General features: G+C 60.7%; 9 protein-coding genes. 6 read left to right on the forward strand and 3 right to left on the reverse strand.

What is annotated here, in order from left to right:
* Window positions 1–3 precede the first annotated feature (3 nt).
* The 5 genes from bcsA to ABLV76_RS11460 are packed head-to-tail and all read left to right on the forward strand — an operon-like array spanning window position 4 to window position 10,085.
* A complete protein-coding gene (gene bcsA, locus ABLV76_RS11440; protein WP_004204982.1) occupies window positions 4–2,115 on the forward strand; it encodes a UDP-forming cellulose synthase catalytic subunit in 2,112 nt (703 codons plus the stop codon).
* Window positions 2,112–4,547, forward strand: coding sequence for a cellulose biosynthesis cyclic di-GMP-binding regulatory protein BcsB (bcsB, locus tag ABLV76_RS11445; protein ID WP_004204981.1), 2,436 nt, complete (start codon window positions 2,112–2,114; stop codon window positions 4,545–4,547). The genes bcsA and bcsB overlap by 4 nt, the downstream gene beginning before the upstream one ends.
* Window positions 4,544–8,596: a cellulose synthase subunit BcsC-related outer membrane protein gene (locus tag ABLV76_RS11450; protein ID WP_348878319.1), complete on the forward strand. Its 4,053-nt coding sequence runs from the start codon at window positions 4,544–4,546 to the stop codon at window positions 8,594–8,596. The genes bcsB and ABLV76_RS11450 overlap by 4 nt, the downstream gene beginning before the upstream one ends.
* The gene (bcsD, locus tag ABLV76_RS11455; RefSeq protein WP_004204979.1) at window positions 8,596–9,072 is read left to right on the forward strand and encodes a cellulose biosynthesis protein BcsD; all 477 of its coding nucleotides are present in this window, start codon (window positions 8,596–8,598) and stop codon (window positions 9,070–9,072) included. The genes ABLV76_RS11450 and bcsD overlap by 1 nt, the downstream gene beginning before the upstream one ends.
* An 11-nt stretch (window positions 9,073–9,083) precedes the next feature.
* A complete protein-coding gene (locus ABLV76_RS11460; protein ID WP_017900010.1) occupies window positions 9,084–10,085 on the forward strand; it encodes a glycosyl hydrolase family 8 in 1,002 nt (333 codons plus the stop codon).
* Window positions 10,086–10,190: 105 nt separating this feature from the next.
* Here ABLV76_RS11460 and bcsG read toward each other — a convergent pair whose 3' ends face one another.
* From bcsG to bcsE, 3 genes are read right to left on the reverse strand one after another with little or no spacing between them, the layout of a single operon-like run.
* Window positions 10,191–11,867, reverse strand: a complete 1,677-nt coding sequence (gene bcsG / locus ABLV76_RS11465) for a cellulose biosynthesis protein BcsG (protein WP_004204977.1) — start codon at window positions 11,865–11,867, stop codon at window positions 10,191–10,193.
* The gene (gene bcsF, locus ABLV76_RS11470; RefSeq protein ID WP_004204976.1) at window positions 11,864–12,061 is read right to left on the reverse strand and encodes a cellulose biosynthesis protein BcsF; all 198 of its coding nucleotides are present in this window, start codon (window positions 12,059–12,061) and stop codon (window positions 11,864–11,866) included. Before bcsF ends, bcsG begins: the two co-directional genes overlap by 4 nt.
* The gene (gene bcsE / locus ABLV76_RS11475; RefSeq protein ID WP_348878320.1) at window positions 12,061–13,614 is read right to left on the reverse strand and encodes a cellulose biosynthesis protein BcsE; all 1,554 of its coding nucleotides are present in this window, start codon (window positions 13,612–13,614) and stop codon (window positions 12,061–12,063) included. The genes bcsF and bcsE overlap by 1 nt, the downstream gene beginning before the upstream one ends.
* Before the next feature lie 169 nt (window positions 13,615–13,783).
* On the opposite strand from bcsE, the gene bcsR reads away from it, so the two are divergent.
* Entirely contained in the window at window positions 13,784–13,972 is a 189-nt protein-coding gene (gene bcsR / locus ABLV76_RS11480) for a cellulose biosynthesis protein BcsR (RefSeq protein ID WP_002921513.1), read from the forward strand.
* Window positions 13,973–13,981 lie beyond the last annotated feature (9 nt).

Consider the following 13,981-nt stretch of genomic DNA (forward strand, 5'->3'; position numbering starts at 1 on the left):
TGAATGAAAAAATCTCTTTTTTGGTTGCTGGCGCTGGTGCTGTCACCCGTCGCCGTGCTGGTGGTGATCACGCCGATGGACAGCCAGAAGCAGTATATTTTTGGTCTGCTGAGCATCGGTATTCTCTTTCTGATGGGGTTCAGCAAGCGCCGCAGCGTATCGGTCATTATGGTCGTCACGTCGCTGCTGATGTCTACCCGTTACATGTATTTTCGCCTCACGCAGACCCTGCACTTCAACTCAGCTATTGAAACTATCCTCGGCATGGGGCTCTTTCTGGCGGAAGTCTATATCTGGGTGATGCTGCTGCTTAACTATCTGCAGACCGTGTGGCCGCTGAAGCGCGGTATTGTTCCGCTGCCGGATGATATGAGCAAGTGGCCGACGGTGGATATCTATATTCCGAGCTATAACGAACCGCTTGAGGTGGTGCGTGACACCGTCCTCGCGGCACAATGTATTGATTATCCAAAAGATAAAATGAAAATCTATCTTCTGGATGATGGTAAGCGCAGCGAGTTTGCCGTCTTCGCCGCCGACGTCGGGGTGGGTTATATCACCCGCAACGATAACAAACACGCTAAAGCGGGAAACCTCAACCACGCCCTAACCCTGACCCAGGGGGAGCTTATCTGTGTTTTCGACTGCGACCACGTTGCCACGCGCGTGTTTCTGCAGGCCACCGTCGGCGGCTTCCTGAAAGATCCGATGCTGGCTCTGGTGCAGACGCCGCACTACTTCTATTCCCCGGATCCGTTCGAGCGCAACCTCTCCGTCGGACGCAACATCCCGAACGAAGGGATGCTGTTCTATGGCCCGATTCAGCAGGGCAACGATAACTGGAACGCCACCTTTTTCTGCGGCTCCTGCGCGGTGATCCGCCGCGAGGCGCTGGCGCAGATCGGCGGTTTCGCCGTGGAAACGGTGACCGAAGATGCCCATACGGCGCTCAAGTTCCAGCGCCTTGGTTGGAAGTCGGCCTTTCTCGATATCCCGCTGGCGGCTGGTCTCGCCACCGAGCGCCTGGTGGTGCACGTTATCCAGCGTACCCGCTGGGCGCGCGGGATGACGCAGATTTTTCGCGTCGATAACCCGCTGTTTGGCCGCGGGCTGACCTTCCAGCAGCGCTTGTGCTACCTCAGCGCCATGCTCTACTACCAGTTTGCGCTCCCGAGGGTAGTGTTTGTCACCGCCCCGCTGGCTTATCTGCTGTTTAACCTCAATATCATTTACTCGTCAGCGAGCCTGATCGTCTCCTATGCGCTGCCGCACCTGTTTCTCGCCATCTACGTCGGTTCGCGAATGAACGGCCGCTATCGCTACAGCTTCTGGGGGGAAATCTACGACATTGTGCTGGCTTTCCACCTGGTGCTGCCGACCCTGGTGACGATGATTTTCCCCAAACGCGGCAAATTCAACGTCACCGATAAGGGCGGCCTGCTGGACGTCGGCTACTTCGATTTCACCGTGGTGCGTCCGCACCTGGTGGTGGCCTGTCTGCTGGCGCTGGGGGTGATCGTCGGCATCGTCCGGGCGATTGGCCATGACTACTTTGGCTCGGACCCCAACGTTATCGCTCTGAACGTCGGGTGGGGTATCTACAGCCTGATCTTCCTGCTGGCGGCGATTGCCGTCGCGCGTGAAACGCGGCAGGTGCGGAAAACCATTCGTATCGATGTCGATATCCCGGTAGTGATCCATTACGCCAGCGGCATCGTGTCCCGCAGCCACACCGAGGATCTGTCGATGGGCGGTTGCCGCGTAGTGGCGCCGGATAAGCGCCATTTGGAGGATGATATCGAAGAGGTTGAGCTGATCCTGCAGTCCGGGGCTATCTCCATCCCGGCCCAGTTGGTCACCTCTGACGAGCGCTTCCTGCGCCTCAAGTTTGATGAAGATATTCCGCTTTCGCGCCGCCGTGAGCTGGTGCGCGTGGTGCTGGCCCGCGCGGATGCGTGGATTAATCCGCCGCGCCCGCAGGATAACCCGTTCCGCTCCTTCTTCACCATTTTACGCTGCGTGTTCGAACTGTTCTGGCTGACGTGGAAAACCCGTCGCAGCCAGCGCAATCGGGCAACAGTGGCGAAAACGGCGCAGGAGGATGGCACGTTATGAAGCGATTAACGACGCTGGCGCTGCTGGCAGGGATGCTCTCTGCGCCTGCGCTGCACAGTGAAGAACCGGGCTCCGGCGCCGCCGCGCCGCTGAGCTTTCCGCAGCTCAATGGCGCGGCGGACAGCGAGCCAGGCGACGAACCCCCGGCCGCCTCGCCGGAGGAGAGCGCCTCCCCGACAGCCCCCGCCACCGCCGGCGATGCGGCGGCGACGGCCCCTGCGCCGGATATGCCGGACTTGCCCCCGCCGGTGAGCGGGTCGGCCGCGCCGGAGGTCATTCCTGTCGCTCCGGTCTGGGGAGGCGATCTGAATCTGGCGCAGATGGGGATGCCGGACGGCATTATCCTCAGCGGCGGTCAGCGGCAGGGGGGCGTCAGCTTTACCCTGCCTTCCGATCAGGTGGTGATCCATTCGCAGCTTAGCCTTGCCGTTCGCGTATCGCCGGAAATGGCGAGCCGCAACGCCACCCTGCAGCTGATGCTCAACGGTCAACCGCTCGGCACCCTGCCGTTGGGCGCCGATGGCGAGGATGTCTCCCATTATCAACTGGATATCCCGCCCGCGCTGATGGTTTCCAGTAATAACCTGAGCGTGAAGATCAACGATGGCGATACCCTGCAGTGCCAGCGTGACATTCATGATTCGTCGCGGGTGACGGTGCTGCCCACGTCGCATTTCAGCTGGGAAAGCCAGCAGTTGAACATCAGCGACGATCTGAGCCACTTCCCGCGTCCATTCTTCGACAGCATGCAGATGACGCCGGCGGACATCGCCGTTTCCTATGGAGCGAAGCCGTCGGCCGACGTCTTCAGCGCCGCGGCGCTGGTCTCTTCCTGGCTGGGTATCCAGGCGGACTATCGCGGCATCGCCTTCAGCGCGCTGCGCGACCGCCTGCCGGAACGCCACGGTATCGTGATTGGCCACCCGGGCGAGCAGGTGGGCGGCATGACGCTGCCGGAAACCGATAAGCCACTGCTGCGCATCATCGCCAACCCCGCCAATCCAGCCTACAAGCTGCTGTTGATTGTCGGCAAAAACGATACCGCGCTGCGCATGGCCGCCTGGCGCCTGACCCGCGGCAACTTCGCGCCGCAAACCGCGACGCTGGATGTTGAACCACAGACCATCCCGGTTGGCAAAGCGTACGATGCGCCGCGCTGGATCCCCACCGATCGTCCAGTCAGACTCAGCGAACTGCTGCGTAAGGATCAAAGCCCGACCGTCAGCGGCGTCTGGCACGAACCTTTACGTATCGCCTTCCGCGCCGCGCCGGACCTCTATCTGTGGGATGGCGAGACGATCCCGCTGCAGGTTGGCTACCGCTTCCCGTCGGAGAGTTGGATCAATGAAGACAAGTCCCTGCTGAGCGTCACGCTCAACGGCACCTTCCTCAACAACCTGCCGATGAACAAGCAGGGGCCGCTGGAGAAAGTCTGGCGCTACCTCGGGGGCGATGCGCGCCAGGAGCGCTTTACCATCCCGCTGGCACCCTACCTGATCTATGGCGATAACCAGCTGTCGATGTACTTCAATGTGGTGCCGAAGGACGATGTTCCGTGCTCGGTTCTGCTGAATAACAATATCAAGAGCCGCATCACTGACGACTCATGGATTGATTTGAGCAAAACACGACACTTCTCGCTGCTGCCAAACCTCTCCTATTTCGTCGGCGCCTCTTTCCCTTTCTCGCGGCTGGCGGACTATTCGCAAACGACGCTCCTGCTGCCGGCGGAACCGTCTGAGACCCAGGTGGCAACCCTGCTGAATCTGGCGGCGCGCTCCGGGAATGCGACCGGCACCGCGCTGGCGAATAACCGCGTCGTGCTCGGGATGCCCACCGGCGGCGGGGATTTGCAGTCGCTGCGCGAACGTGATGTGCTGGCGGTCACCGCTCTCGATCAGCAGGCCTTCAACCAGAGCCTGCTGGCCGACTCACCCTACCGCCCGGTGGATAATGTGCTGAGCGTCCGCGAGCCCGACCTGTGGCAAAAAGCGCAGCGCCGACTCACCGGCGACTGGACCTCCGCCAGCCTCGATGCCGATCGCTACTTCTCATCCAGCAGCGCCTGGCGCGGGTTTATCAGCTATCGTTCGCCGTGGAACCCCGCCCGCCTGGTGGTGGTGGCGATGGCCAGCAATGATGACCAGCTGGCGCGACTGAAAAACGATCTGGACTCACCGCGCATCAATGCCGGGATCCGTGGCGATACCGCGGTGATCACCAGCGATAACGGGGTGCGTAGTTTCCAGGTGAGTACGCCGTTCCCCAGCGGTCAGATGCCGTGGTACATGATGGCGGTCTGGTATGCCAGCCAGCACTCCGGTTTCCTCGCTCTGCTGGGGCTGATTGCCACCTCGATAATGGGACTGGCGCTGACCGCGATGTTTAAACGTCACGCCCGTAAGCGTCTGGGTTCGGGGGATAACCAATGAAAAGAAAGATAACGATAACGATGAAAAGCTCCCGGCGGCTCACCACATTTTGCCTCACCGGCGCCCTGGCTCTCGGCGCTTCTGGCGGCGCGCTGGCGGCGGGTAACGACGCGGCGCTGCAGGCGCTGTTCGCCCAGGCCAACTACTGGCATGAGAAATCCCATGACGAGCTGGCGATGGAGTCCCTGCAGAAGGTGCTCTCGGTGGATGCCAACAACACCCAGGCGCTGTATCTGATGGCGCTCTGGTCGCAGCAGGGCGGCGATATGCAGGCGGCGGCGCAGTGGCGCGCGCGGCTGGCGAAAGCGGCGCCGGACAGCCCGGGACTGCAGGCTCTGGACAACGCCAAAAAAATGTCGCAGGTGCCGCAGGGCCAGCTCAGTCTGGCTCGCCAGCAGGCGCGCGGCGGCAATATCCCCGGCGCGCTGGCGACCTGGCGCAGCATGTTCAATGGCAATACGCCGCCTGCCGGGCTGGCGGCGGAATATTACCTGACCATGGCCAGCGACAAATCGCTCTATCCGCAGGCCATTAGCGAACTGCGGCAGTACGTGGTGCAGCATCCCCAGGAGAACGCCCCGCGGGTAGCGTTGGGCAAAGCGTTAACCTGGCGGGAAGATACCCGTCGGGAAGGGATCGCCCTGCTCGAGCCGATGGCCAGCGGCAATAAAGAGGCGGACAGCGGCTTGCGTCAGGCCTTGCTCTGGCTGGGTCCGCAGGCCGGGGATGAGCAGTATTACGACACCTGGATGCAGCGTCATCCGCAGGATAGCGAAGTTCAGAACTACTTTCGTGAACGGCGCAGCGGCCAGGCGCGCGGCCAGGGCTACGCCAATCTCAACAGCGGCAATACCGCTGCCGCGAAGCAGCAGTTTGAAGAGGTATTGCAGACCAACCCGCAGGATGCCGATGCGTTGGCGGGCATGGGCTATATCGCGCAGCGCAGCGGCGACTACCAGGCCGCATCGCAATATCTGAGCCGGGCGGCGGACCTCGGCGGCGACGCCTCGGCGACCCGCCGTCAGCAGGCGGCTGATGCCCTGTTCTACGGCCAGCTGGCGCAGGCTCAGCAGGCCTATAAGCAGGGCAATATCAGCCAGGCGCTGGCGCTCTCCGCGCCGCTTGCGCAGCAGAGCGGGGCGCGGGGCGCCTCGGCGAAGCTGTTTCGTGCCGATGTGCTGCGACATAACAAAGATTTACCCCAGGCCGAGCAAACGCTGCGCTCACTGTTAAACGACGACCCGCAGAATGCGGCGGCGCGGGAAAACCTCTACTACGTGCTGCGCGAGCAGAATAAATCCGCCGAGGCGCAGGCGATGCTGCAGACGCTGCCGCAGAGCCTACAGCAAAAACTGCAGCCGCGAGTGGTGGCCGGCATGCCAGGCGACGCCCTGCGTCGTCAGGCCCAGGCGCAGGTCAGCAGCGGTAACCCAGCCGGCGCAATAGCCACCCTGCGCGAAGGCGTTGCCCGCTATCCGGACGATCCCTGGCTGCGTCTCGATCTGGCCCGACTGCTGCAAAAATCGGGTAACGCCAGCGAGGCCTCTTCGCTGATGTCGGCGGCCTATCGCCCCGGCGCCAGCAACAGCGCGCTGTATGCCGCCGCGCTGTTCGCCAGCGAAAACGGCGCCTGGCAACAGGCGCAGACGCTGCTGGCGCGCATTCCCGGCGGCAGCCAGACCAGCGACATGCGCGATTTACGCCAGCGGGTGAACTACAACCTGCAGCTGGTGACCGCCGAAAACTACCTGGCGCAGGGCAATACCATCGCCGCCAGCAATACCCTGCGGGCGATGGCCTCCACGCCGCCGAAAGCCCCGGCGGACGCCGGCAAGCTGGCGCGGCTGCTGGCCGAGAGCGGCGACCTGACCACCGCGGTATCGCTGGTGCGCAACAATATCAGCGGCGGGGTGTCCGGCAACGCCGGGGATTACGCCGATCAAATCGCCGTCCTGAACCAGGCCGGGCTGACCGGCGAGGCGCAGAACCTGATCAGCAATCCGCAGCTGCAGGCCAGCAGTACGCCGACGCAGCTGGCGAGCATTCGCAATGGCTATGTGATCAACGAGGCCGACCGCCTGCGCGAGCAGGGCAACTACGCCGCGGCGTATGACAAGCTGATCCGCGCCATGCAAAGCGATCCGCAGAATACCGATCTGATGTTCGCCATGGCGCGGCTGTACCAGAGCGGCAAAATGAACAAAGAGGCCGGGGTGGTCTATGACTACCTGATGACGCGCGATACGCCGAACCAGGATGCGCGCGCCGGGGCTATCGACGTGGCGCTGTCGGCGGGGAACAACGATCGCGCGGAACAGCTGGCCGGCGGCTTGCGTCAGGATAACTCCCCGGATCGCCTGCTGCTGCTGGCGAGAGTGGCGGAGGCCCAGGGTCATCATCAGCAGGCGATGACCTACCTGCGCAGCGCCCGCGGCAAACTGCTGGGCATGCAAAGCACCAACAGCAGCGAAACGCCGACCGTCGGCGGGGTGCTGGCGGCGGATAACCCCTTCATCGGCGTGTCGCAAACGTCGGCGCCGACGCGGACGGCTTCCGCCTACGGGCAGTATATGCCGTGGCAGGTTGCCCAGTCGGCCGCCGCGCCCGGCTCCTCGCTGCCGGGGATCCAGCGCACCGATCTGCCGGTGGACACCGCCCAGACGCGGATGCTGCGTCAGGTGGACACCATGATGGAGTCGCTGCAGGAGAAAACCGGCAGCTGGCTGCAGGGGGGAATGGACGTGCGCGGACGCGACGGCGAATCGGGCACCAGCAAGCTGTCGGAGCTCAGAACGCCGCTGACCTGGTCCTCCTCGCCGTTTGGCGACTCGCGCTTTGACTTTACCGTCACCCCGGTGTCGTTAAACGCCGGGACCGCCAGCGGCGACGCCTGGCGTCGCTACGGCGCCAACCCGCTGGCCAACGCGGTCTCCAATATGGTGAGTACCGCCACCAGCGAGCAGGCGGCGATCGCCTCGATGACCGAGGCGGAGCGGACGGCCTATTTTGCCAGCAATCCGGGGGCAGAGGCGTTAAGCGGCCTGGGCACCCTGAACGCGGCGGACTTCAATCCGACCACCAGCAGCGGGATGGAAAACCTGGCGAAGCTCGGGAGCTATGATTCGGGGCAGGTGGCCAGCTATCTTTCCTCGTCCAGCCGTAAGCCGAACGTTGACCAGACCAGCGGCTCGACCGATTCGCAGAAGGCCAACGGCGTCGAACTGGCGCTGGCGCTAAGCGGTGACGATTACCGGGTCGATATCGGCAGCACGCCGCTGGGCCAGGATCTGAATACCGTTGTCGGCGGGGTGAAATGGTCGCCCAAGCTGACCAACTATCTGTCGCTGATCCTCACCGGCGAACGCCGCTCGCTCACCGACAGCCTGCTTTCGTATGTCGGTCTGAAGGATGCCTATTCCGGTAAAACCTGGGGGCAGGTGACGAAAAACGGCGGCACCCTGCAGCTGAGCTATGACGACGGTGACGCGGGCTTCTACGTTGGCGGCGGCGGTTACAGCTACCTGGGGCAGAACGTCGCCAGCAACACCAGCATCAACGCCAATGCCGGGGTCTATCTGCGGCCCTATCATGACGAATACCGCCAGCTGCAGGCCGGGTTGAGCATGAGCTATATGGATTACTCCAAAAACCTCAGCTACTTCACCTATGGCCAGGGGGGCTACTTTAGTCCGCAAAACTACGTCAGCGTGTCGCTGCCGGTCAGTCTGACGGAAAAATATGATAACTGGACCATGAAGCTCGGCGGCTCGGTGGGCTACCAGTCTTACAGCCAGGATAAGAGCGCCTATTTCCCGACCAATTCGGAGTGGCAGCAGACCCTGGAGACGGCGGTGAGCAATGGGTTTGCCAAGGAAGCCTACTATTCTGCGACCTCGAAGAGCGGCATCGGCTATACCCTGCGCGCCGGGGCGGATTACAAGGTCAACAAACAGATGACGCTGGGGGGCCAGATTGGCTATGACACCTTCGGGGATTATAACGAAAGCACCGCCGGACTCTATATTCGCTATATGTTAGGAGATCATTGATGATGACGGAGAACAATAACCCGGTGGTGATGACCTGGTTTCAGCAGCAGCAAACGCCTGCCGGATGGTTCGATCTGTTGATTATTATGGTCGAAGGTATGTTAAATAATGCCGGCGAGCTGGAAAGTCAGCCCTTCCTGCGTCAGATGGGCGCCTCGTTGGCGGAGACCCATCCGTTGCCGGCGTCGGAGACCGTAGGGGAGCTGGAGGCGAATATCAACCGGCTGCTGACCCATTTCCACTGGGGGGTGGTGACCATCGACGTCGGTGAGGATGGCCTGCGCTTGCGCCATCAGGCGTTGCCGGTCAGCCGCGACGATGCGGGGCGCGTGCGCTGGTGCAACGCGTTCTGTGCCATACTCGAGGGGTTATATTCTCGCTGGCTGCAGAGTCAGGGAGGCAGCGCTCACGTAATATTGCAGCGTGAGCGGGTGTTCTCTGTCTCTGACGTTCAGTTTCTTTACTACCATCCATAATGAGTGAATTTATGCCCCTGCGTGCTTTAGTGGCGGTGATAGTGACAACGGCAGTAATGCTGGTGCCCCGGGCGTGGGCGGATACGGCCTGGGAGCGTTATAAGGCCCGTTTTATGATGCCGGACGGCCGTATCATTGATACCGCCAATGGCAATGTGTCGCATACGGAAGGCCAGGGCTTCGCCATGCTCCTGGCGGTGGCGAATAACGATCGCCCGGCGTTCGACAAGCTGTGGCAGTGGACGGACAGCACCCTGCGCGACAAGTCTAACGGGCTGTTTTACTGGCGCTATAACCCGGTGGCACCGGACCCGATCGCCGATAAAAACAACGCCACCGATGGCGATACCCTGATCGCCTGGGCGCTGCTGCGCGCGCAAAAGCAGTGGCAGGACAAGCGCTACGCCATGGCCTCCGATGCCATCACCGCCTCCCTGCTGAAATATACGGTGGTGACTTTCGCCGGTCGCCAGGTGATGCTCCCGGGCGTGAAGGGGTTTAACCGCAACGACCACCTGAACCTTAACCCCTCCTATTTCATCTTCCCGGCCTGGCGGGCCTTTGCGGAGCGGACGCACCTGACCGCCTGGCGGACATTGCAGAGTGACGGGCAGGCGCTGCTGGGGCAAATGGGCTGGGGGAAATCGCATCTGCCCAGCGACTGGGTGGCGCTGCGGGCGGATGGCAAGATGCTGCCGGCCAAAGAGTGGCCGCCGCGGATGAGTTTCGATGCGATCCGTATCCCGCTGTATATCTCGTGGGTCGATCCGCACAGCGCCTTGCTCGCACCGTGGAAAGCCTGGATGCAGAGTTACCCGCGCCTGCAAACTCCGGCGTGGATCAACGTTAGCACCAACGAGGTCGCCCCGTGGAATATGGCCGGCGGCCTGCTGGCGGTGCGTGATTTAACGCTTGGCGAACCGCTGGAAGCGCCGCAGATTGACGACAAGGATGATTATTACTCCGCCAGCCTCAAGCTGCTGGTCTGGCTGGCGAAACAGGATCAGCGCTAGCGCTGTGATGGCTTTGCAGGTTTCTCAGCCCGTATCCTGCGGGCTGAGAGAAAAGAGCAGGAACGTCTCACGATGTAAGGCCGCCAGAATAGGCGGCCTTGTCGCTTATTGCGGATAAGGCACCCAACTGCCGCCATTCAACTGGACATAAGGCTTGCCCTGATACTGGATAACGATGGCGTTGGCGTTTTCGGACACCGCCGCGCTCTGCGGCAGGTTGGCGACATACTGCTGCCAGTTGACGCTGTCTTCGCTGAACATTTTGCCGTCGAGGGCGCGCACCACCAGCTCCGACACCGCCAGGTAGCTGCTGGGCTGATCGATGATAATTGGCGCGCCTTCATGCGGCGCCTTCATGCCGAAGAATTTCACCGCCGTCGGGACGTTAGTGATCGACGGGCTCGGGATATCCCGCAGGCCAGACACCTGCATCTTATCGCCCTTCAGCGCGCCGCCGTGTTCCGGCACCACCACCACCATCACCTTACGCCCCGATTTTTCCAGTTCGGTGAAGAAGTTATCCAGGTCGTCAAACAGCTTCTGCGCCCGCACTTTGTAGTCCGCGGTTTTGCTTTGTCCCGGGAAGTGATTGCCGTCATGCAGCGGCAGGGTGTTATAGAACGTGGCGCTCCGCGGATTGCTGCTGGCCTCTTCGGTCTTCAGCCAGCGGTTGAGAACCGCGAGATCCTCATACACTGGCGAGCCATCAAATGCCTGCAGGCTGACCGGCAGACCGCTCTGGTCCATCAGCGGGCTCTGCATGCCGCCCAGCGAACGCAGCTCTTTTAGGAAGTCGCCGAACAGGCCGTTGTGGCCGAGCATCAACTGCTGGTTGAAGCCGAGTTTCGCCAGGTTTTCAAACAAGTAGCAATCGGCGCCGGATGGCTGATACAGGTTGGTATGCGACAGCTGGCCGCAGCTGGCGCGCAGCAGACGCACCGCCGCAGGTCCGCTGTAGGAGGTCGCTGAGTTAAAGTTTTTGAAGACGATATCGAAATGCTTCCACAGCGGGTGGTCCATCAGCCCGGCGGCTTCAATATCCGACCAGGAGAGCGAGCAGATATTGATCACCAGCAGGTCAAACGGCTGCGCATCCGCCGGCAGCTGGTCCGGGAACGGTGTCTTGCGCTTCTGCTCGGCGGCATAGAAACCGTTCAGCCAGTTGGTGAGGTTGGCCGAGGTCGGCGGTTCGGTCTGCGGCGGAATATCGCTGCTGGCCGGGCTGGACGCGGCGCCAGCGGCGGCGTTGGTCCCGACGTTGGCCGGCGCGGTGGCGGCGGCAGTGGTGGGCTGACCGGCAGGCCAAATGGTAAAGGCCGGCAGCAGCGGACTGACCGCCTGCCAGACGACCATCGCGGAGACAAACACGGTAACGCGCAGCCACTGGCTGATAAACAGCCACAGCACCAGTAAAACAAAGAAGGCGCCGACCATGCTCCAGTTGATAAAGCGGACAATCAGATCCCAGATATAGCTGGCGCTGAAGCCGGCGATTTGCGATCCCTGGCTAAAAATCGACTCTGGCCCGGGCAGCCAGGTATCGTGCCAGAACAGCGCGAATCCCAGCGGAATGGCGATCCAGTGGCGGATGCGGTGCAGCTTTTCGCGCGGGATTGGCACCAGCAGAAAGGCGAGAAACACCAGGTTAAGCATCGGGTGAAAATTGAGATACCCGGCCCACAGCAGGGCAAACTTGACCAGAAAGTAGAAGTTCCAGCCGCCAAGGCCGCGCCAGTACTGCCAGAGCGGAAGCGGTGCCGCGGTCGTTTTTTTATTTGTCATTTGTTCGCTTTGCCTTGCTTAACCGTTGTTCCCCGGCGTAATACCCCTGCCGGTTTCACGTAACGGGGTTTAAAGAACATCAGTCTTAACGTCGTGCGGATCCGGCGCTGATAGTGGCGCGTCAGGTAGCCCAGCGGAAAAAACAGCAGGGCGCAGAGCACCACCAGTTGCAGAATATCGGCGATAGACATCATCAGGCTTGCTCCTCACGGGTGGTTAACCGGTGTGGTTCGGGATAGCGTCGCCAGTGGCGTCCATCATGGGTGGCGTTGATGGTCTCGTTTTTACCGACCGTGAGAGGCAGCGGCGTATTCCAGCGCGCCGGCTCGATGCCGCGCATGATCACAATTTCCGAGAGAATCTGTTTGTCTTCAAACCACACCATGCGGTTAGAAAAAATATCGCCAGTCGGTAGCGGGAAGATATGATTTAGCGCGGTGTCGAGGTCATTGACTCGGCAAAACGACAAAAACAGCACCAGCCGGTTATTGCCGATGGTCATGATGTCGCCCATCCGGTTAGGTTTGCATAACGTCAGCGCCTGCTCAACGCGCAGCCCCGGCGCCGGGCGCAGGGCCACCATCACGCCTTTGCTGTCGGCCGGCAGCAGGGTATTGGTCATCACGTTATGCACCGCTTCGCAAAAGGCGTCCCATTTCTGATAGCCCCGCAGTTTTAACGGCTGGCTCCAGGTGAGCAGGGTGGCAAAATCTTCCGGGATATGCCGGGAGAACTTTTGGTTCTGAACGCTTTCAATCAGCGTCAGGCAGCGGGAAAGCGACGCGCTGTTAGGGATCACCAGGCTGGCGCCGCTGCTGAGCAGCAGCCGCTCATCAGTCGCGCGCAGGCTGGGGGTTTGTTCGCGGACAATAATTTTCAGCGCCGTACCGCGCTGGCGACGCAGGGTATGAATATAGCGGCCCAGCTGTTCAATTTGCGTATTTTGGGTAATGGAGAAGAGGATCGTCGCCGCCTGCGCAGTGCGCCCGGCGTTGAAGACCTCGTCGTTGGTGTCAAACAGCGTCCAGTATTCCGACAGCGGCGGGGCACCTTCCAGCACGCGCACATTGCTGAGGATCGCTTTTTCATCGCTGCGCGGCTGCACGCTGGTTTCAGCATCCTGCGCTAATCGCCAGCCGGCGTCATCGTGTTGCACCATCAGCTGCTGCTGGGCGCTGATGCCTTTATCGCTTCCCCACCAGGCAATATCAAAAAGATGGCGATCGCCCTGGTAGCGAATACTTGCCAGACCGGAAAGGGAGCGGTACGCGCGTAATAAAGGCGTGAGCTGCCGATCAATATCCTGCGCGGAATTGATCGCTAAGAATGCGCAGCGATGATATTGCGCCCAGCGGCTGGTCTTTTCCACCCAGGCGCATAACTTTTCGTTATTTATATTTTGCCAGGCATTTTCAGCACATAGCAGAATAAATAAATAATTGCCAGGTTCGAGGGAGCAGACCAAGTCGCGATGTATTTCTTCCAGCGCCTCCGGACGATTCGGCAGGGTAAACAGTGCAATATTATCCGGGCCGTGAATGTGTTCTAATGAAATGATATCATTTGGTTTATTCCCCATCACCAGCGCGGCAACCTTGCTGTTTTTCGCCTGCGTGGCCAGCGTCTGATTAAATAGACTGACGGCATCGGCATAACGGTCAACGTTGAGCCACCATACCCCGCCGACCGGCATATGGCACACTTCATCCCATAATGATGAAATACCCAAAGTAAATACACTATCCACGGCATCCCTCGTGCGCCCTGATTCACACTGGATAAGTTTACTAGCGAAACTGACAGAGTAAACCTAACATTGAAATTAAAGGTCATCAGTTTTAGCATGTACACCTGCTTTTTAAGGATGCGCTGTATACGTCCTCTGGTTTAATAATAAATTTCGAACGGACAGAGATATGCCAGCAAAAGATCCTGCGGTACCCACGGACGCCACGCTGGGGTACACCTTTCAAAATGATTTTCTGGCGCTTAGCCGGGCATTTTCCCTGCCGGATATTGATTATCATGATATTTCCAGGCGCGAACAGCTGAACGCGGCGCTGAAGCGCTGGCCGCTGCTGGCAGAGTTTGCAGAGAAAAAATAAGGAAGCCGG

Origin of the sequence: Klebsiella sp. GB_Kp047, assembly GCF_040065235.1 — a bacterium.
Taxonomy (GTDB): Bacteria; Pseudomonadota; Gammaproteobacteria; order Enterobacterales; family Enterobacteriaceae; genus Klebsiella; species Klebsiella quasipneumoniae.